The sequence below is a fragment of the Sphaerospermopsis sp. FACHB-1194 genome (assembly GCF_014696235.1).
Lineage (GTDB): Bacteria > Cyanobacteriota > Cyanobacteriia > Cyanobacteriales > Nostocaceae > Sphaerospermopsis > Sphaerospermopsis kisseleviana.
Window position 1 is genome coordinate 109,896 of record NZ_JACJPU010000004.1, and the last position, 19,045, is coordinate 128,940.

Genomic DNA, 19,045 nt, shown 5'->3' on the forward strand with positions numbered 1-19,045 from the left:
TCTATCAGAAGTTATAAATCTTCCATATTTCACAAATATTAACTTATAGCCCAACACAGGGTAGTTAAGACATCAATTTATCATGAAAGTCTTACTAAAATAGGCATATACTCCTGACTTCTGACTCCGGTTGGTGAGCGACTTGTACTGAGCGCAGTCGAAGTAAGTCGAACCACTGACTCCTACTATATTACTTTTTCACACTTGACCACCCCAAACTTGTAGACTGTTGATAAATCTTCTTTAAAGTATTCACATCTCTGCTAGAAATAGATACAGGGTTACGAACTTGAGAAAAATAAAGTGCGTCAGTTTCTACGGGACTATGACCCCAAATTCCTAAAGCGTGTCCCATTTCATGACGTGCTGCTGCTTGCAAATGTTCCCCTGTTTGAGTGGGACTTAATAAAATAGTAAAACGGTGTAATAAAAAATTATTTTGATTATATAACTCGTATGTCGCTAATGCAGAACGCGCACGGGGAATTTTACTAATGGGGTTTATTTGTAAAGGTGGACGTTGACGCATAATTTTAATATCAGCTTTAATATCAGTAATTTCTGAATTTTCTACTAATTCTAAAGGTAAAAAATTATTCCACTCTTTAATAGCTTGTGAAACTTGATTTACCCATGTTTGCGCTTGTTGTTGATTGATATTTGTAGGAGTTTCAATATTTACTTTAATCGGGAAATGTGACCAAATTAAATAACCATATTTTGTAGGTTGAATTTGCTCAAAATAATCACCACTATTATTTTGATCTTGCCATTTTTCTAAACTTAGTGGTAAAGGATGGGGTTTTTGTATTGATTTTTCCCCTAACCTCTCTGCTACAAGGAAAGGGGAAATTATAGTCTCCTTCCCTGCTAGGGAACGGGGTTGGGGGTTAGGTTCTTTGGCTTGAGTATGAAAATTCGTCAAAATAACTAACAGTCCTGAAATTATGAATAAAGTCAGAACTGTTAATAATTTCCACCCAAAAAAATGATGATTTCTATTTTGGGTTTTGGATATTGATTTTTGGGATATTTTTCCCATTTTTACTTATCTAGGTTTTACTTATTTAGGTAGCCAGTTAGCACTTAAAACCACTGTTAAACCGAGAAAAATTACTACTAACGCCCAGGTGACACGATTTAATGTATTTTCTGCGCTTTTGGTACTGCTAAAGAGTTGAGCTTGGCCACCAATAGCACCGATACCATCACCTTTAGGGCTATGTAGTAAAACCAGGACAATTAAACCTAAGGCAGAAAACGCCCAAATTCCTTGCACAATGTTAGTAATCGACATACGTAATTAAAAATTCCCAAAGATGATCTTGAATATTATTTAACGTAACACGGTTAATTAAAAATTTGATGATTGGTGACTGGTGACTGGTGACTGGTGACTGGGATAATATTACCAATTACCAATTACCCATTACCCATTACCCATTACCCATTACCTCTAAAAAACAGTTAACTGTGAAAAGTTAACTGTCAAAGAAGAGAAATAGATTACAACCCTACTTGTACAGGAGTACGAGAAAGTTGTAAATCATATTCTGCGGCTCTTAGTAGAGATTTACCAGTCATTTCTTCTGGTTGAGGAATTTGTAAAATATCCAAAATAGTGGGTGCAATATCAGCTAACTTACCATCATGTCGCAAGTCAACATTTGCACCATATCCGGGTATTTTCACTTTTTCCCCTTCTACCAAAATGAAGGGAACGGGGTTAGTTGTATGTGCCGTCCAAGGATTACCATCCTCATCTGCCATATACTCAGCGTTACCGTGATCGGCTGTAATTAGCATTGTACCGCCAACTTTGCCGACACTTTCTATAAGTCTGCCTAAACATCGGTCAACGGTTTCAATCGCTGTGACTGTAGCTTCTATTTTTCCTGTGTGGCCTACCATGTCAGGGTTAGCGTAGTTCATCACTACTAAAGAGTAAATACCCTTTTCAATGGCAGCGATCGCCACATCTGTCACCGCCTGGGCGGACATTGCGGGTTCTGTATCGTAGGTGGCTACCATTGGACTGCTGACCAGTTCCCGATCTTCTCCCTTGTATGGGTCCTCTAGTCCCCCATTAAAGAAATAGGTGACATGAGCGTATTTTTCCGTTTCTGCCGTGCGGAACTGTTTTAGACCATGATTTGCAATCACTTCACCCAGAATATTCGTCAAGTTCTGGGGAGTAAAGGCCACAGAGACAGTTAACTCTGGGTCATATTGGGTAAATGTCAGAAAAGACAGAGGTGTAATTTGCTGTCTCTCAAAACCCTGAAAATCAACACTAACAAAAGCTTGAGTTAATTCTCTGGCGCGGTCGGGACGGAAATTGAAAAAGATCACCCCATCGCCAGGTGCAACTGCGCCAGGAGTAATTCTGATGGGAACAATAAACTCGTCGGTTACGCCTTCAGCATAAGAGGCTTGCAAGACTTCTAACGCTGTTTTTCCGTTGCCAGCGCCTTCTTGCGTCATTACATCATAAGCTCGTTGGACTCGATCCCAACGGCGATCGCGGTCCATCGCATAATAACGACCGCTAATAGTGGCTATCTGCCCTATTTCCACGCGGTCTATATAATCTTGCAGTTGTGCGATGGCTTTTATTCCATCTGCGGGAAGAGTATCACGCCCGTCCATGATAGCGTGAATACATACATCAGCAATTTGCTGTGATTTGGCTAAGTCCAGTAACCCAAAGAGATGGGTAATGTGGGAATGTACCCCACCGTCAGAACAAAGCCCAATCAAGTGTAACTTGCCATTTCGTGATTTCACTTCCTGGCAAATGTTTACAAGTGCTGGGTTAGCGGCCAGAGAACCGTCTTCAACCGCATCGGAGATGCGTACCAGTTCTTGGGGGACGACACGCCCAGCGCCAATATTCAAATGACCAACTTCCGAGTTGCCCATTTGACCTTCTGGCAACCCTACGGCTTTTCCTGAAGTGCGAATGAGGGTGTGGGGGTAGGCCGCCCACAAACTGTCCATAATGGGAGTTTTAGCGGCAGCGATCGCGTTTCCTCGCTTGTCCTCACAGTAGCCCCATCCATCTAAAATGACTAGCACCACAGGAGCAACAGGTGCTTTGGTCATAGTAAAATTGCCCTTTACTTTTTGTAATAACCGAATGATACCACTACTAACCGCTAGTTGAAGAAAGAAGTTGGAAAAGATAGTATTTGCAGGAGTTATAGCTGTTAGAAGTCAAGAGGCAGAAGTTAGGAGTCGTAGGGGCGAAGCATTCGGGCGACCAATTATCAATTTTATGAGAAGGCTATTTTCCGAATGCTGATGCTTCCAGCACGCTTCGCGAACGCCCGTACAGGAGTCAGGAGTCAGGAGTTTGACTGTTATCCCTGTAACCAATTTTCTAAACTTAAACCTTCAACTCTTGCTAAATCACTATCATTAGAAACCACGGTTAAACCTTTAATTATCGCTGTAGCCGCAATTAAAACATCTTCACTTTGAATCGGTAAACCTTTTAATCTTAAATTCGCATGAATTTCCGCAGCTTTTTCTAAAATCGCTAAATCATCTAGAAAAATTATCGGATATTTTTGACAAAGTTGGTTAAATCTTTCTCCTTGTTTAGGAGCATCAAACGCTAAAAAACCTCTTCTCACTTCAAAATAGGTGATACAGCTAATGTAAATATCTATCCCCTCAAATTTGATGACTTGTAGCCTTTGCTTGATGCGAAAATCATTTTTAATCGCTAAAGAAACAATATTAGTATCTAACAAATAACCCATAATATTTACTTATTCACTCACTTACGTTTAATTGCTTCATCAAAAATAGCCATTTGTTCAGGTGTCAAATCTTCCCCAATTTTGGATAATACTTCTGTTGACATCACAAAATCACAATTTTCCTTTAACTTTTCATCAGACATATTATTAAATCTTTCAGGTGTGAGATTTTCCTGAACAATTTTCAATATATGTTTCACTATTGCAGCATAATCAAGATCCTCTTTAAATATAGGATTTTCTTCCATTAAAATAGATACCACTTTCTCAACTCTCTTAATCACGGATTCTTGCTCAATGTTTGTTGATAACATAATATTATCCTCCTGTTATAAATTTAAACTATAAAATTTAAGTATTAAAATTATATCATTTTTAATTAGGGAACAGGGAACAGTAAAGAAGTTAGGTATACCTCATGAGATTGAACAAAGCTATAATATATTAACTAATAATAAGATGTGTGTTTTTTTATGTATTATAGAGTGATTTCATTGAAAGCCGGGTAAAATAAAAAATATAGATAGGCCATGACCAACCTATAGAGAAATATCTAGAAAAAACACAATATCAGGAGGTCAACAGTTATGATAAATGCAACTGTTGTCTTTATTGACTCCTCTGTTACGGATCGTGAAACCCTACAGACGGGAGTTGTTGAAGGTGTAGAAACAAGCATCCTTAACCCAAATCACAACGGAATTGAGCAAATTACCGCAGTTTTACAACAGCATCCCCAAGTTAACACCATACATATAGTTGCTCACGGAACGCCGGGATGCTTATATTTAGGCAATAGTCAGCTGAATTTAGAAAACTTACAAACTTATAAATTACTCATTGCCAATTGGAACGTTAAAAATATTCTTCTCTATAGTTGTAATTTAGCTGCTGGTGATGCTGGAGAAGAATTTATTCGCCAATTATATCAGATTACCAATGCAACCATTAGCGCATCAACAACAAAAACCGGCAATGCAGTATTAGGAGGAAATTGGGAATTAGAAATTACCTTGGGTAAATTCACCCCTAACCCAGTCTTCACCGCAGCAGCAATGGCTCATTATGCAGGTGTTTTAGCAGCCCCCGTACTGGTAAATAAAAGCTTCACAGTTAACGAAGGCAGCAGCATCATCGTTACCAATAGTATGCTGCGGACAACAGATGCAGACAATACCGATGCTCAACTTATTTACACCCTGAAATCACTACCTACAAATGGCACATTACGCTTAAATGGCGTTAATTTAGCCCTGAACAGCAAATTTACCCAGGATGACATCAATAACAACCGTCTGAGCTACATCCACAATGGCAGCGAAACCATAGGTGATAGCTTTAACAGGGTCTTATAGTACACTTGCTTTGGCTAGGGCTGTACAAGTTGTTGGTAACTATGCTTATGTTGCTAGTGACTTCAGAGGTTTGACAATTATCAATATTAGCAACCCCTCTTCATTGACAAAGACAGGAAGTTATGAAACATCGGGTTATGCTTTTGGTGTGGCAGTAGTAGGGAGCTATGCTTATGTTGCTGCTAGTGATGCAGGACTGCAAATCATTAATATTAGCAACCCAGCTGCTCCCACCCTCAAGGGTAGTTATCAAACATCCGGTATTGCTTATGGTGTGAAAGTAGTCGGTAATTACGCTTATGTTGCTGCTGGTGATTCTGGACTAGAAATCATTAACATCAGTAATCCCGCAGTGCCAACTCTCAATGACAGCCTTAACGGTGGTATTAGTACAGATACCCTCATTATCACTGGGGGAACAGCTACTAATAGCCTGACTATTAATGCTAATAGTACCACAAATCAAATTGCCAATATCACAGGTACAACGGTATTGGGGTTTGAATACTTTGATTTGAGTCAGTTTGCAGGTGCAGTCAACTTTACTGGTACTGCTGGTAATGATTTGATTAAAGGTGGTGCTGGTGCAGATACCCTCAAAGGTGGTTTAGGTAATGATTATTACTATGTCAATAGCACAGCAGATAGCATTACTGAAAACCTGAATGAAGGAACTGATCTTGTTTATAGTACGGTTACTTATACCTTAACTGCCAATGTGGAAAACCTGACTTTACAAGGTACAACAGCAATTAACGGCACTGGTAATGAACTGAATAATAGTATCATAGGTAATGCCGGAGTTAATACTCTTACAGGTGGTACTGGTGCTGATACTCTCACAGGTGGTTTAAGTAATGATAGCCTCTATGTTGGTGCTGATACTCTAGTTGATGTTGTTAACTATGTGTTGGGTGATGGTGTAGATACGGTTTATCAATTTGTGCGGGGTGCATCTGGTGATCAAATCAAATTTACGGGTATAACTAATATTGACGTTTTCACATCAGGAACAAGTACACAACTGCGCGTTGCTGATGATATTGCTGGTAATGCTGGTTTTGGTACTGGTCAGTTATTGGCTACTTTATCTGGTACAACAGGATTTATTGCTGCTGATGTGAATGTTAACCTGTTTGGTGCTAATTTCTTGTTTAGTTAATCAGCTTACGAACTTATAGAGATATAATTCAGCCCAAATGATTTATTTTCTCTGATAGCGCAGCGTGGCGCAAGCCATATCAGGATAACCAGGATTAAAGGATTTACAGGATGTGATTTTTAAATTTCTGGTTTTCCTTTGCGTCTACTCTGCGGGATCTCCTGACGGAGATTGCGTGCGATTTTCTCTTATCTTTAAATCCTGATAACAACAGAAAATTAAACAATAACAATCCTGTAAATCCTGAAATCCTGGACATCCTGATTCAGACAAAAAAATCCCCAACTAAAAAAAGTCAGGGACTCACAAATACTTGTTTTTAAAAACAAACCTACTTCTTCTTCGCTGCGGATTTTGCTGATTTTGCTGCTTTCTTCGCTGCTTTTTCCGCTTCTATTGCAGCTAACTTTGCTTGTTCCTTTTCTTCCTCAATCTTCCGCAAATAATAATGGTAATCTCCCAAATAAACCCGAAATTCTCCGTCCCGAATTTCCACAATTTTATTTGCAACTTGGGAGATAAAATAACGGTCGTGAGATACTACAATGGCAGTACCATCATAATTTTGTAATGCTTCCTCCAACATTTCCTTAGCGGGAATATCCAAATGGTTGGTAGGTTCATCTAAAATGATTAAATTAGCAGGTGTTAACAGCATTTTCGCTAATGCTAACCTAGCTTTTTCTCCTCCACTTAAAGCACCCACTTGTTTAAATACTGTATCACCAGCAAATAGAAATCTTCCTAACAAAGTGCGGACTTCTTCATTTTTCCAGTCGGGAACTTCATCATGTATGGTTTCCATGACAGTTTTATTTAAATCTAATGCTTCCGCTTGGTTTTGTTCAAAATAACCAGGGATAACATTATGATCTCCTAGTTTCACAGTTCCTTCTGTGTATGGTTCTACACCCATAATCATTTTCAAAAGTGTAGATTTTCCAGCACCATTGGGACCTAAAAAGGCGATTCTATCACCTCTTTCAATCAACAAATTAGCACCTAAAAACAAAATTTTATCACCATAAGTATGGGTTAAATCCTTAATTTCTACTACTTCTCTACCGCTACGAGGTGCGGGGGGAAAGCGAAAATGTAAGGTTCTAACTCCTGCGGTTGGTGCTTCAATTCTTTCAATTTTTTCTAGTTGCTTTTCTCGGCTTTTTGCTTGGGTACTACGAGTTGCACTAGCGCGGAATCTATCTACAAATGCTTGTTGTTTTTCTAATTCCTTTTGTTGGCGTTCAAAGGCGCTCAATTGTGCAGATTCATTTTCTGCTTTTTGTTGCAGATATGATGAATAATTACCCAGGTAAGTGCTAGAAACTCCTCTTTCAGTTTCGACAATTTGTGTACAAAGACGATCCAAAAATTCCCGATCATGGGAAACTATGACCATTGGAGTGAGTAACTTTTTCAGGTAATTTTCTAACCATTCAATAGTTTCTAAATCTAAATGGTTTGTCGGTTCGTCTAGTAGTAATAAATCTGGTTCTTGTAGGAGAATTTTACCCAAACTCATCCGCATTTGCCAACCACCAGAAAAAGCACTCACTAGGCGATCGCCATCTTCTACTTGAAAGCCCATTTCCGGTAAAATCTTACCAATGCGAGCATCTAAACCATAACCATCCAAGGCTTCAAACTGACGCTGTAATTTATCTAACTTATGAATCAGTTTATCTAATTCCTCTAGGGTGGCGGTTTCCATTTCCCGTTGTACTTCGTGCAAAGCTAACTGAACTGCGTTAGCTTCCTTGAAAACTGTCCAAAATTCTTCATTAACTGTCCGCGTCGGATCAACTTCAAATTCTTGGTTCAGGTATGCTATGTGTAAACTAGCAGGGCGGATAATTTCCCCCGCAGTGGGTTCTATTTCCCCAGAGATAATTTTCAGTTGGGTAGACTTTCCCGCACCGTTAACACCAACCAAACCAATGCGATCACCTGGTTTAACTTCCCAGTTGATATCCTTTAAAACTTCGCCTGTAGGGTAAATTTTACTAATGTGTTCCAGTCGCAACATGAAATATCTCTCAGATAGGGGATATAAGGGTAAAGCTAACGCCACACTCAATCTTAACAAAATTTAACGACATATTTACAAGAATTTAGGAGTCAGGAGTTCAGGAGTATGGCTTCGCCACGCTTCGCTATCAGGAGTCAGGAGTCAGGAGTCAGGAGAAAGAATTGATTTTTTGTCAGCATTTAGCCGTCGGTTTCCGTCGGTTTCCGTCGGTTTACGTCAGTACCTGAAATATTTAAATACAAAGAATGAAAAGAAACAGATGCAGATAAAATGCACGCAATTAAAACTTTAGGAAATTAAAACTTCACGAAATTAAAACTTTTCAATTCTTGCTATTAGCTGATTACTAATTATTAATTATTAATTATTAATTACTGATAGCTCATTACTGACTTCTGACTCCTTGTTCGCGAAGCGTGGCGAAGCCAATCTCCTGACTCCTGACAGCTTTTTGTTACTTAACAATAATTTACATCAAAATTAATAGAATACACCTGTATTGTGTCTAACAAGGTTGACATTTTGCCATCCTTTAAAGAATCATCTTAGGGAACCCGAAGAATCAAGAGGAAACTATGCACACAGTTATTCTCGTTCTGGTTGAGGTGTTAATTGTAATTGGAATGTCAAGGTTACTAGGATTGGCATTTAAATCAATTAAACAACCATTAGTCATCGGTGAAATTGTCGCTGGTATCATGTTGGGACCATCATTATTTGGTTTCATTGCTCCCCATGCAGCAGCTACACTGTTTCCTCCAGAAACCTTACCTTTCCTGAATGTTTTATCTCAGGTAGGACTAATATTTTTCATGTTTTTGATAGGTTTAGAGCTAAATCCTAAATATCTCAGCGGTAATTTAAAATCAGCGATTATTATTTCCAATATCAGCATAATTGTGCCGTTTTCCCTAGCTGCGGTTTTATCTTTGCTGTTGTATCCACTCATTTCTAATGCTAGTGTATCTTTTAACGCCTTCGCTTTATTTTTAGGTGCAGCAATGTCAATCACAGCTTTTCCTGTATTGGCCAGAATTATCACCGAAAATAATTTACAAGGGACAAAATTAGGAACATTAGCTTTAACTTGCGCCGCCGTTGATGATGTAACAGCGTGGTGTATTTTAGCAATAGCGATCGCAGTCGCTCGTAATGGTAGCATCAATCAAAACGCTATCCTCACCATTTTTGAAAGCCTCATCTACATTGGTTTTATGTTCACCATAGGGCGGTGGTTTCTCAAACATCTTCTTACCCATTATCGCCGCACAGGAAAGTTAAGCCAACTTCTTCTAGCGTTAATTTATATGGGAGTAGTTGCATCTGCTCTCATGACTGAATTTATTGGTATTCACCTGATTTTCGGCGCATTTTTATTAGGTGCAGTCATGCCCAAAAATGCCGAATTAGTCAGAGAATTAGCTGTAAAAACTGAAGATTTCGTCTTAATTTTTCTTCTCCCTGTGTTTTTTGCCTATAGTGGTTTAAGAACACAAATCGGTTTACTCAACAGTCCACAATTATGGTTACTATGTGCATTAGTTTTAGGAGTAGCCATAGCAGGAAAGTATTTTGGTACTTATTTTGCAGCCCGTCTCAGTGGCATTAATAACCGCGAAGCATCAGCCCTGGGTTGGTTAATGAATACTCGCGGTTTAACAGAATTAATTGTTTTAAATATTGGTTTGGAATTAGGAGTAATATCACCTTTGCTATTTACCATGTTGGTAGTGATGGCTTTGGTAACAACATTTATGACATCACCATTATTAGAATGGACTTATCCCAAACAGTTAATTAAATTAGATGTTGTTGAACCAGAACCAAAACAAGAGACAAATACAAACACAGAAATAATAGAAACAATAGAAACAATAGAATCTTTTGTTACTCCATATCGGATTTTAGTACCTGTAGCCAACCCCAGCACCCAGAAAGGTTTAGTGCAATTAGCAGTAGCGATCGCCCTCAACTATCGACAACCTGCTGTGATCAATCCTCTCAGTTTAATCGAATTAGAGGAAGACTACGGTTTTGAAAATACACCCACAGAAGCTAACCGCTTAATTACCGAGCGTCGTCACCAACTAGAAGAATTAATTGATACTCTAGAACCGTCAATCATTCGCTCTTATATCCATCCTATCGTTCGCATATCTAGCAATGTCGCTAGAGAAACAGCCCAAATAGCCCAAATAGAACAGCCTGACTTAATACTGGTAGGATGGCATCGTCCAGCCTTTAGTAATAATCGCTTAGGTGGTAGAGTTGGACAAATTCTCAGCACCGCACCAGTAGATGTAGCAGTATTCATAGATAGAGGCGGCGATCGCCTGGAAAATTTGCTAGTTCCCTACTCTGCAAATATCCATGATGACTTAGCCCTGATCCTTGCCCTGCGACTACTCATCAACCGTGATACCTGTATGTTGCAGATTTTACAAGTCTTAACAGCAAATCAAACCCAAGATGAATTAAGTTATGAATTAAACGGAATGATTTCCCAACTACCAGCCAATGTACGCGATCGCATAGAAATCAAAACCATCAGCGATCCAGAACCCATGTCAGCCGTACTTGCAGCCTCAGAAAATATTGACTTAACCATTGCTGGTACTAGTCGCGCTTGGGGTATTGAAAGACAAACTTTAGGAAGATACACAGATGAACTTGCTATTCAATGTCGTTCTTCCCTACTTATAACCCGTCGTTATAGTCAAGTTACCTCTCATCTGAGTTCCCTACTACTAGAAACTAGCTACCAAGAAACAATACATAATTCGTAATTCGTAATAGTGCCTCCGGCACGCTGCGCGAACGTAATTCGTAATCACCAATCATCAACAACATCTAAAATATGAAAAGTCTACTCAAAACCAGGCAAGTTTTACCATCCAATCTTTTGAAGATCAGCTTATTGTTATTATCTACAACAATAACCCTAAATACTTGCATTAATCTGGCAATTGCCAATTTACCAAAATCAAAAGTAACACTCAACAAATGGCAACTTAACCCCAAATCCCAACAGCTAGAAATTACCCTTTCCGCAAATACAAAACCAGAGTATTTCTACCTGGATCAACCCCCCCGTCTAGTTGTAGATTTGCCTAACACCCAATTAGGCAATGTCAACACCCAAAAAAGCTATTCTGGAACAATCCAGAAAATTCGCGTTTCCCAATTTAGCCCACACATCACCCGCCTAGTCATTGACTTAAAACCAGGAACTTTTGTCGATGTCAGCAAAGTAAAACTGCAACCCGCTTTCCCAAAAAACCCCACGCGCTGGGTATTACGACCTATATTCTCCCATCATAACACCACTAACAGCAATCAACCATCTCCATCATCTTTAATGACTCTCCCACCACCAACCACCAACTTACCCACCAACCAACAACCTTTAGTTACAGCACCACCCCTAAATTCTCAAAACCCCTCTCGATTATCCAACTTAACCATCATCCCCGCCAATTCTGCCAACTCTTCAGAAAACACCAATATGATTACAATTCCTAATTCTTCTGCAAATATTCCTAATTCACAGAATTATTCAAATCAAAATTTTAGCGTTCCTATTATCGAATTTGGCCAACCCATACCAACCACTAACTGGTGACTGGTGACTGGTGACTGGGGATACAATGAAAAGATTTTGGATTTTGGATTTTGGATTGTTTTTGTCAACTTCAATCTAAAATCTAAAATCTAAAATTATTCTGCCTCCTGACTCCTTGAACTCCTTCTCCTAAAATCTTTCTGTTTCCTGCGTTGGTGCAACAGCACCCGGTTGAGATAAGAAGAAATTCTGAGCAGATTCGTTTTGATATATACACCTAATATCTGGCTTCTCACTATCCAAGTCACCAGTAAAGCCAAAAGTATTCAGGCGATTTTTACACTCTCTCACCTGATCAGAAGTCACAAGTCTTTTATTTTCTAAAATAGCCCAGTTATTTTGACGGATTACACATCCAGGACGAATACTAGGCTGGGCAACATAGACATTAAAGGGGTTCAGAGTGACAAATAATCTCGCATCCATCACCATCGCACTAGCCCCATATTGCACACAAATTTCCGGGTTTGGTGCTTTAGTATCAATAAATTCACGGGAAGCCACATTGGATGGAGTTAAAGTAGTTGTAGAACTAAAAGCAATACCAATCCCAATACCTAAAATCAACACCCCTCCCAAAACGGCAATAGTGGTGAAATTAAAGATAGGAGATTGGAAAATAGAGGGTTTAGTAGTAGTAGCTGACCTAACAGTTGATTTACGTCTCATTTTTGCTTGATCACCTTCACGCCAATTTTGAGGAGGGAGTGGTTTCTTATCTCCGATACAAAAAGCTAACTAATGCTAACAAAAGTTGGCTTTTTCTTCCTGTTTCACCAGTTCGACTACGCTCACTGAACTCCTAGAAGTGTATTTAGAGTCAGCAGTCAGCCAAAAAACAACTGACCACTGACCATTAACTAACTAGCTAACAGAGTTTTTTCCAGTGAAGTCCAACGGAAATAGCGATCGCCACCCCGTTCAATTACCACTTTCACCCGTGGTTCTAATTTCGGCAAGTTCGCTAAATATTCCACTTCCTGATCAGAAAGAATATTGCCCTCAATAATCCACAGCAATAAACCCTTAGACTTAGGAGGTAGTTGTTCCAAATGAGAACCAATCAAAGGTGGTAGATAATACACATCACCCACTGCTGCACCGCTACCAGTGCTTTTTTTACCTAGATGGGGAGGTCTCACACCATGAACTCCCATCAAATAGGCCGCCACATCTCCCAAACCTCTAGCTGTAATATGGAGGTTAACATAGCCCGCAGCGCGTAAACGACGGCGATAGCGACCTTCGTGGCCTCCCTCCAACGGAACAAATACACCTAAAGAGCCAAATTTCTCCAAATCCCGGATGAAACCCCTGCCAGTGGTAATTAGTGCCATAGATTTTCGTCTTATTTCACTTAGATATTTCTATTATTTACCTTTGGATGGTAGATTAAGTTAAGTTAAGTTATAGAATTTTATCAACATCCAGCATCAACCCCTCTCAAAAAAAATCTTCCCCATAAACCACTGGACAAACACAACTTAATATATTATATTGTTAGATTGTGACCAAACTGTAAAATCAGGTAACTTTCTAAATTAGCAACCTCAAGCAAAAACAGCATCAGTGATTGATGACTGAAAAACAATCTTCCAGCAATATCTGGTAGAAAAGAGCAAGAGACTGGTAAACTAGAAAAGCATTTAGGTCAAAACAAGAAGCTAGAGGCTCATAACCCACAGCCAAAACCAAGCTTCAGTCCGAGTTCACTCCCGCAGCCCCTAAAACAAGGCAAATCCTCAAACAATAGTTTAAGGTATTAAAAGCAGTAGAGCCTGAACAGCAGTTTTCAGGAAATGGATACTGAATGGAAACATCCATTTAAGTCCTACTACCAACGGAGAGTGCCAGAGCAATGGCTTAGACGAAAGCATTGCTGCACAAAAACGCAAAGCAATAGCGTCTTGCATTGATACCAGAAATAATACCTTCCCATAAAAAAGGTAATTATCACTGTTCTGGTGGACAAGAAAGTGAAACAATAGACGGATTCACCTAACAGTAGACAAACAGTTTGTTGCGTCATCAAGAATTTGTACTGTCAAATGCCAGTCCAAATTTGCGGAGATAGAATCTTCACAATGACGTTAAGAAACTTGTCTCTTAGAAATCCGATTTCCAGGTCAGCAACTAGATAAGGAGAACCAGTTACTGTGTCTGTAGGTATTCTCGGCACCAAGCTGGGCATGACCCAAATCTTTGATGAAGCAGGAGTAGCCATTCCTGTCACCGTAATCAAAGCAGGTCCATGCACTGTCACACAAGTTAAAACACAACAGACCGACGGTTACTCCGCCATTCAAGTTGGCTATGGCGAAGTTAAACCCAAGGCATTGAATCAACCGAAACTAGGACACTTGGCAAAATCATCTGCCCCAGCATTGCGGCATTTGAACGAGTATCGTACTGATACAGCCAGTGAATATGCTTTAGGACAAGAAATTAAAGCAGATATTTTTAGTGAAGGTCAAATTGTAGACGTAATCGGTACAAGTATCGGTCGTGGTTTTGCCGGCAACCAGAAGCGTAACAACTTCGGACGCGGACCCATGTCACACGGTTCCAAAAACCATAGAGCGCCCGGTTCTATCGGTGCAGGTACAACCCCTGGTCGTGTTTATCCTGGAAAACGGATGGCAGGCAGACTAGGCGGAACTCGCGTTACAATTCGCAAACTGACCGTAGTCAAAGTAGATGCAGAACGCAACCTGATCCTGGTTAAAGGCGCGATTCCTGGCAAACCAGGCGGCTTAGTGAACGTAGTACCCACAAACAAAGTTGGTAATAAATAGTTTTAGTTGATTAGCTGTCAGCATTAACTGACAACTGACCACTAACAAAGGACACAAACATGGTTGAGAGTGTAGTTAAAAATTGGCAAGGCGAAGAAGTTGGTCAGACCAGCTTCGAGTTGCGAGTTGCCAAAGAAGAAACAGCGGCGCACATAGTACACCGCGCCCTCGTCAGACAAATGACTAATTCTCGCCAAGGTACAGTCAGCACCAAAACCCGTTCAGAAGTACGAGGTGGAGGACGCAAACCTTGGAGACAAAAAGGCACCGGTCGCGCCCGTGCAGGTTCTATTCGTTCACCATTATGGCGTGGTGGTGGTGTGATCTTTGGACCTAAACCCAGAGATTTCAACATCAAACTCAACCGTAAAGAAAGACGTTTAGCACTGAGGACAGCCTTTGTTAGTCGTGCAGAAGATTTAATAGTTGTAGAAGAATTTAGCAACGAACTACAACGCCCCAAAACCAAAGAATTGGTAGCAGCATTAGCCCGTTGGGGAGCAGTCCCAGAGCAAAAAACCTTGTTAATTTTGTCTGAGATCGCAGAAAACGTGAATTTATCAGCCCGCAATGTAGAAAATTTAAAAGTAATTGCAGCTGATCAGTTAAATGTATTTGATTTACTGCACGCCGACAAAATTGTAGTTACATCCTCAGCTTTAACAAAAATTCAGGAGGTCTACAGTGCCTAACTTTGACCCCCGCAACCTACCCGACTTGGTGCGTCGTCCTATTCTCACCGAGAAAGCGACCATCCTCATGGAGCAAAACAAATACACATTTGAAGTAACTCCTAAATCAACCAAGACACAGATTAAAGCGGCAATTGAAGACTTATTTGCAGTCAAAGTTGTTAAGGTTAACACCACCTTACCACCACGTAAAAAACGCCGTGTAGGTAAATTTATCGGCTTCAAGCCTCAGTACAAAAAAGCGATTGTTACCGTCGCCGCTGGGGACGAAGACAAAATCAGACAAGTTCTCTTCCCAGATGTTTAAAAATTGGCGAATGGCGGATCAGGAATTGAGAAAGGTATTGATTACCAATCACCAATCACCAATCACCAATCACCAATCACCAATTACCAATTAGCAAAGCAAATCGTTTATGGGTACTCGTTCTTATCGCCCTTATACCCCCAGTACTCGCCAAGTTACAATCTCCGACTTTGCGGAAATCACCAAAACTGAGCCAGAAAAATCACTAACTGAATCAGTACATCGTGCCAAAGGTCGGAATAATCAAGGGCGGATAACCAGCCGTCGTCGGGGAGGCGGACACAAGAAACTATACCGGATTATCGACTTTAAGAGAGATAAACGGAATATAGCAGCTACAGTTACAGCAATTGAATATGATCCTAACCGGAATGCGCGAATCGCCTTAGTTCAGTACGAAGATGGCGAAAAGCGATATATATTACATCCCAATGGCTTGAAAGTAGGCGCAAAAATTATTGCTGGACCTGAAGCACCTTTTGAAGATGGTAATGCCCTGCCTCTGTCTAACATTCCCTTGGGTACTAACGTTCACAACGTAGAACTGACAGCAGGTAAAGGCGGTCAAATTGTCCGTGCTGCTGGTGCAACAGCCCAAGTTGTGGCTAAAGAAGGTAACTATGTGACATTGAAATTACCTTCTGGTGAAGTTCGCATGATACGTAAAGAATGTTACGCCACCATCGGACAAGTAGGCAACACCGACGCGAGAAACCTGAGTGCTGGTAAAGCCGGACGGAATCGCTGGAAAGGTCGCCGTCCTAAGGTTAGAGGTAGCGTCATGAACCCAGTAGACCACCCACATGGTGGTGGTGAAGGTAGAGCGCCCATTGGTAGATCAGGTCCTGTGACACCTTGGGGTAAACCAGCTTTAGGTGCTAAGACCCGCAAGCGCAAAAAAGCCAGCACTAAATTAATTGTCCGTCGTCGCCGTAAGTCCTCTAAACGGGGTCGTGGCGGTCGTCAGTCTTAGAATTTTAGATTTTAAATTTTGGATTTTAGATTCAGTTAACTTATGGGCATCTGCAAAATTATGAAAATAACAGAAGTCTTGACAAGTAGCTTGAATCATCCAAAATCCGAAATTATCAATCCAAAATCTGTCTTGAAAAGTTCTGATCGGCGGAAACCGCCGCTCCGACTTTCCGCAAAATCAAAAATCCAAAATTGAACTATGGGTCGTTCTTTAAAAAAAGGTCCTTTCGTTGCTGATCACTTACTCAGCAAAATCGAAAAGCTGAACGAGAAAAACGAAAAGCAAGTCATCAAAACTTGGTCGAGAGCTTCAACAATCATACCCGTTATGGTGGGTCATACCATCGCTGTACACAATGGTAAACAGCACGTTCCCGTATTTGTGAACGAACAAATGGTAGGACATAAGTTGGGAGAATTTGCTCCAACCCGCACCTACAGAGGTCATGGTAAGAGTGATAAAAAATCGGGGAGATAGTCATTGGTAAAAGGTGACAGGTGACAGAAAAAATGCGGAAGTTAAAGAATAATTGATGCGTGGAATTCTGAACTCCTGATAGCGAAGCGTGGCGTAAGCCATACTCCTGAACTCCTATTCCCACTGACCAAAACAGAGAAAATTATGGCAACTGATACTACAGAAGTTAAAGCGATCGCTCGTTATATCCGCATTTCTCCCTACAAAGTGCGTCGTGTACTGGATCAAATCCGGGGGCGTTCATATCGGGAAGCACTAATCATCCTGGAATTTATGCCCTACCGCGCCTGTGAACCAGTATTAAAGGTGTTAAGAAGTGCGGCCGCTAATGCTGAACACAATGCAGGTTTAGATCGGGCAGAATTGGTAATTACTCAAGCTTATGCTGACCAAGGTCCAGTTTTAAAACGGTTCCAACCCAGAGCGCAAGGAAGAGCTTATCAAATCCGCAAACCGACCTGTCATATTACTGTTGCTGTCGGTGCAGGTGCTACTGCTGCTAAATAAGCAGCCAAATAAGCACTCATACAGCCACAACTAATTGCGTACAGTAAGAAATTTTAGAGGAAGCATTTGTGGGACAGAAAATTCATCCAGTCGGTTTTCGTCTGGGTATTACACAAGAACATCAATCCCGTTGGTTCGCAGTTCCTGACCGTTATCCAGCACTGCTGCAAGAAGACCACAAACTCCGTCAATACATAGAAAAAAAACTGGGAAGAACCGCTCAAAATAACGCTGGTATTTCCGAAATACGTATTGAGCGCAAAGCTGACCAAATCGACTTAGAGTTACGGACAGCTAGACCAGGTGTGGTAGTAGGTCGGGGTGGACAAGGTATAGAATCACTGCGTACCGGACTGCAAGACTTGTTAGGTGGTCAACGGCAAATTCGCATTAACGTTGTGGAAGTGCAAAAAGTTGATGCTGATGCTTATTTAATTGCCGAATACATCGCTCAACAATTAGAACGCCGTGTTTCCTTCCGTCGGGTAGTGCGCCAAGCGATTCAACGCGCCCAAAGAGCCGGAGTACAAGGAATTAAAGTTCAAGTGGGTGGTCGCCTCAATGGTGCGGAAATTGCCCGGACAGAGTGGACTCGTGAAGGTAGAGTACCTTTACATACACTGCGTGCTGACATTGATTATTCCTACTGCACAGCCCAAACAATTTACGGAATTTTGGGTATCAAGGTTTGGGTATTCAAGGGCGAGATTATCCCTGGACAAGAAGAAGCACCACAACCATCAGGAAGGGAGCGCGAACCCCGTCGTCGTGACCAAAAACGCCGTCGCCAACAATTTGAAGACCGTTCAAATGAAGCGTAATAGGTGACAGGTGAGAGGTGACAGGTGACAGTAAAAAGCCAATTACCGATTACCAATTACCGATTACCAATCACCGACTACCGATTACCAATTACCAATTAGCAAACCATGTTAAGTCCTAAAAGAACGAAATTCCGCAAACAACAACGCGGACGCATGGAGGGTCTAGCACACCGTGGCAGTACCCTGAACTTTGGGGATTTTGCTCTGCAAGCCCAAGAGCCATGTTGGATTACTTCCCGGCAAATCGAAGCTTCTCGTCGGGCAATGACTCGTTACATTCGCCGGGGTGGTAAAATCTGGATTCGCATTTTCCCAGATAAACCCGTTACCATGCGTCCTGCAGAAACCCGGATGGGTTCCGGTAAAGGTAATCCCGAATTTTGGGTAGCTGTAGTTAAACCAGGTCGGATTTTGTTTGAAATCGCTGGTGTATCCGAAGAAATAGCTCGTGAAGCTATGAGATTGGCGGCTTATAAGTTGCCCATCAAAACTAAGTTTATTGTGCGCTCTCAACCACAGGAGCAAGAATAGG

Annotated in this window: 21 protein-coding genes; 12 read left to right on the top strand and 9 right to left on the bottom strand. The window is 40.9% G+C overall.

Annotated elements, in window-relative coordinates:
• Positions 1-190: 190 nt before the first annotated feature.
• The 6 genes from H6F45_RS04025 to H6F45_RS04045 form a co-directional block, all read right to left on the bottom strand.
• Complete coding sequence (locus tag H6F45_RS04025; protein WP_307722494.1) at positions 191-925, bottom strand: peptidase; 735 nt, start codon at positions 923-925, stop codon at positions 191-193.
• 138 nt (positions 926-1,063) lie between these two features.
• Entirely contained in the window at positions 1,064-1,297 is a 234-nt protein-coding gene (secG, locus tag H6F45_RS04030) for a preprotein translocase subunit SecG (RefSeq protein ID WP_096570332.1), read from the bottom strand.
• Positions 1,284-1,415, bottom strand: a complete 132-nt coding sequence (locus H6F45_RS26885) for a hypothetical protein (RefSeq protein WP_268932381.1) — start codon at positions 1,413-1,415, stop codon at positions 1,284-1,286. The genes secG and H6F45_RS26885 overlap by 14 nt, the downstream gene beginning before the upstream one ends.
• A 91-nt stretch (positions 1,416-1,506) precedes the next feature.
• Positions 1,507-3,105 carry a 2,3-bisphosphoglycerate-independent phosphoglycerate mutase gene (gpmI, locus tag H6F45_RS04035; RefSeq protein WP_190346526.1) on the bottom strand — a complete coding sequence of 533 codons (1,599 nt, stop codon included), beginning with the start codon at positions 3,103-3,105 and terminating at the stop codon, positions 1,507-1,509.
• 257 nt (positions 3,106-3,362) lie between these two features.
• Complete coding sequence (locus H6F45_RS04040; protein ID WP_137665983.1) at positions 3,363-3,767, bottom strand: type II toxin-antitoxin system VapC family toxin; 405 nt, start codon at positions 3,765-3,767, stop codon at positions 3,363-3,365.
• Positions 3,768-3,784: 17 nt separating this feature from the next.
• On the bottom strand, positions 3,785-4,081 hold the full coding sequence (locus H6F45_RS04045) for a hypothetical protein (protein ID WP_190346527.1): 297 nt from the start codon (positions 4,079-4,081) through the stop codon (positions 3,785-3,787).
• A gap of 273 nt (positions 4,082-4,354) precedes the next feature.
• Here H6F45_RS04045 and H6F45_RS04050 point away from each other — a divergent pair, with 273 nt between their 5' ends.
• Positions 4,355-5,122 carry a DUF4347 domain-containing protein gene (locus tag H6F45_RS04050; RefSeq protein WP_190346528.1) on the top strand — a complete coding sequence of 256 codons (768 nt, stop codon included), beginning with the start codon at positions 4,355-4,357 and terminating at the stop codon, positions 5,120-5,122.
• Positions 5,097-6,284, top strand: a complete 1,188-nt coding sequence (locus H6F45_RS04055; RefSeq protein ID WP_190346529.1) for a hypothetical protein — start codon at positions 5,097-5,099, stop codon at positions 6,282-6,284. The genes H6F45_RS04050 and H6F45_RS04055 overlap by 26 nt, the downstream gene beginning before the upstream one ends.
• 331 nt (positions 6,285-6,615) lie before the next feature.
• Here H6F45_RS04055 and H6F45_RS04060 read toward each other — a convergent pair whose 3' ends face one another.
• Positions 6,616-8,310 (bottom strand): ABC-F family ATP-binding cassette domain-containing protein, encoded by a 1,695-nt coding sequence (locus H6F45_RS04060; RefSeq protein ID WP_096570340.1) that lies wholly within the window; start codon positions 8,308-8,310, stop codon positions 6,616-6,618.
• Between the two features lie 578 nt (positions 8,311-8,888).
• Here H6F45_RS04060 and H6F45_RS04065 point away from each other — a divergent pair.
• Together H6F45_RS04065 and H6F45_RS04070 are read left to right on the top strand one after the other, a co-directional pair.
• Positions 8,889-11,099: a cation:proton antiporter gene (locus tag H6F45_RS04065; protein ID WP_190346530.1), complete on the top strand. Its 2,211-nt coding sequence runs from the start codon at positions 8,889-8,891 to the stop codon at positions 11,097-11,099.
• 71 nt (positions 11,100-11,170) lie between these two features.
• The gene (locus H6F45_RS04070) at positions 11,171-11,935 is read left to right on the top strand and encodes an AMIN domain-containing protein (RefSeq protein WP_190346531.1); all 765 of its coding nucleotides are present in this window, start codon (positions 11,171-11,173) and stop codon (positions 11,933-11,935) included.
• Between the two features lie 129 nt (positions 11,936-12,064).
• On the opposite strand, the gene H6F45_RS04075 is transcribed toward H6F45_RS04070, so the two are convergent.
• Together H6F45_RS04075 and H6F45_RS04080 are read right to left on the bottom strand one after the other, a co-directional pair.
• The gene (locus H6F45_RS04075) at positions 12,065-12,604 is read right to left on the bottom strand and encodes a DUF3172 domain-containing protein (RefSeq protein ID WP_096570346.1); all 540 of its coding nucleotides are present in this window, start codon (positions 12,602-12,604) and stop codon (positions 12,065-12,067) included.
• Between the two features lie 191 nt (positions 12,605-12,795).
• Positions 12,796-13,272 (bottom strand): NAD(P)H-quinone oxidoreductase subunit N, encoded by a 477-nt coding sequence (locus H6F45_RS04080; protein ID WP_096570348.1) that lies wholly within the window; start codon positions 13,270-13,272, stop codon positions 12,796-12,798.
• An 819-nt stretch (positions 13,273-14,091) separates the two neighbouring features.
• Between H6F45_RS04080 and rplC the strand changes: the two genes are divergently transcribed.
• The 8 genes from rplC to rplP all read left to right on the top strand — a co-directional run bounded on the left by rplC (position 14,092) and on the right by rplP (position 19,044).
• Positions 14,092-14,730 carry a 50S ribosomal protein L3 gene (rplC, locus tag H6F45_RS04085; protein WP_137665976.1) on the top strand — a complete coding sequence of 213 codons (639 nt, stop codon included), beginning with the start codon at positions 14,092-14,094 and terminating at the stop codon, positions 14,728-14,730.
• A 59-nt stretch (positions 14,731-14,789) separates the two neighbouring features.
• Positions 14,790-15,422: a 50S ribosomal protein L4 gene (rplD, locus tag H6F45_RS04090; protein WP_137665975.1), complete on the top strand. Its 633-nt coding sequence runs from the start codon at positions 14,790-14,792 to the stop codon at positions 15,420-15,422.
• Positions 15,415-15,729, top strand: coding sequence for a 50S ribosomal protein L23 (locus tag H6F45_RS04095; protein ID WP_096570355.1), 315 nt, complete (start codon positions 15,415-15,417; stop codon positions 15,727-15,729). The genes rplD and H6F45_RS04095 overlap by 8 nt, the downstream gene beginning before the upstream one ends.
• A 109-nt stretch (positions 15,730-15,838) precedes the next feature.
• Positions 15,839-16,702, top strand: a complete 864-nt coding sequence (rplB, locus tag H6F45_RS04100) for a 50S ribosomal protein L2 (RefSeq protein WP_137665974.1) — start codon at positions 15,839-15,841, stop codon at positions 16,700-16,702.
• Between the two features lie 201 nt (positions 16,703-16,903).
• Positions 16,904-17,182: a 30S ribosomal protein S19 gene (rpsS, locus tag H6F45_RS04105; RefSeq protein ID WP_096570360.1), complete on the top strand. Its 279-nt coding sequence runs from the start codon at positions 16,904-16,906 to the stop codon at positions 17,180-17,182.
• A 144-nt stretch (positions 17,183-17,326) separates the two neighbouring features.
• A complete protein-coding gene (gene rplV / locus H6F45_RS04110; protein WP_096570361.1) occupies positions 17,327-17,689 on the top strand; it encodes a 50S ribosomal protein L22 in 363 nt (120 codons plus the stop codon).
• 68 nt (positions 17,690-17,757) lie between these two features.
• Positions 17,758-18,510, top strand: coding sequence for a 30S ribosomal protein S3 (gene rpsC, locus H6F45_RS04115; RefSeq protein ID WP_096570363.1), 753 nt, complete (start codon positions 17,758-17,760; stop codon positions 18,508-18,510).
• A gap of 108 nt (positions 18,511-18,618) precedes the next feature.
• Positions 18,619-19,044, top strand: coding sequence for a 50S ribosomal protein L16 (rplP, locus tag H6F45_RS04120; RefSeq protein ID WP_096570365.1), 426 nt, complete (start codon positions 18,619-18,621; stop codon positions 19,042-19,044).
• Position 19,045 lies beyond the last annotated feature (1 nt).

What these genes read in the sequence shown, in the direction of transcription:
- secG (WP_096570332.1), bottom strand. Translation starts at nt 1,297, where the DNA reads ATGTCGATTACTAACATTGTGCAAGGAATTTGGGCGTTTTCTGCCTTA.
- gpmI (WP_190346526.1), bottom strand. Translation starts at nt 3,105, where the DNA reads ATGACCAAAGCACCTGTTGCTCCTGTGGTGCTAGTCATTTTAGATGGA.
- H6F45_RS04040 (WP_137665983.1), bottom strand. Translation starts at nt 3,767, where the DNA reads ATGGGTTATTTGTTAGATACTAATATTGTTTCTTTAGCGATTAAAAAT.
- H6F45_RS04045 (WP_190346527.1), bottom strand. Translation starts at nt 4,081, where the DNA reads ATGTTATCAACAAACATTGAGCAAGAATCCGTGATTAAGAGAGTTGAG.
- H6F45_RS04050 (WP_190346528.1), top strand. Translation starts at nt 4,355, where the DNA reads ATGATAAATGCAACTGTTGTCTTTATTGACTCCTCTGTTACGGATCGT.
- H6F45_RS04060 (WP_096570340.1), bottom strand. Translation starts at nt 8,310, where the DNA reads ATGTTGCGACTGGAACACATTAGTAAAATTTACCCTACAGGCGAAGTT.
- H6F45_RS04065 (WP_190346530.1), top strand. Translation starts at nt 8,889, where the DNA reads ATGCACACAGTTATTCTCGTTCTGGTTGAGGTGTTAATTGTAATTGGA.
- H6F45_RS04070 (WP_190346531.1), top strand. Translation starts at nt 11,171, where the DNA reads ATGAAAAGTCTACTCAAAACCAGGCAAGTTTTACCATCCAATCTTTTG.
- H6F45_RS04075 (WP_096570346.1), bottom strand. Translation starts at nt 12,604, where the DNA reads ATGAGACGTAAATCAACTGTTAGGTCAGCTACTACTACTAAACCCTCT.
- H6F45_RS04080 (WP_096570348.1), bottom strand. Translation starts at nt 13,272, where the DNA reads ATGGCACTAATTACCACTGGCAGGGGTTTCATCCGGGATTTGGAGAAA.
- rplD (WP_137665975.1), top strand. Translation starts at nt 14,790, where the DNA reads ATGGTTGAGAGTGTAGTTAAAAATTGGCAAGGCGAAGAAGTTGGTCAG.
- rplB (WP_137665974.1), top strand. Translation starts at nt 15,839, where the DNA reads ATGGGTACTCGTTCTTATCGCCCTTATACCCCCAGTACTCGCCAAGTT.
- rpsS (WP_096570360.1), top strand. Translation starts at nt 16,904, where the DNA reads ATGGGTCGTTCTTTAAAAAAAGGTCCTTTCGTTGCTGATCACTTACTC.
- rplV (WP_096570361.1), top strand. Translation starts at nt 17,327, where the DNA reads ATGGCAACTGATACTACAGAAGTTAAAGCGATCGCTCGTTATATCCGC.
- rplP (WP_096570365.1), top strand. Translation starts at nt 18,619, where the DNA reads ATGTTAAGTCCTAAAAGAACGAAATTCCGCAAACAACAACGCGGACGC.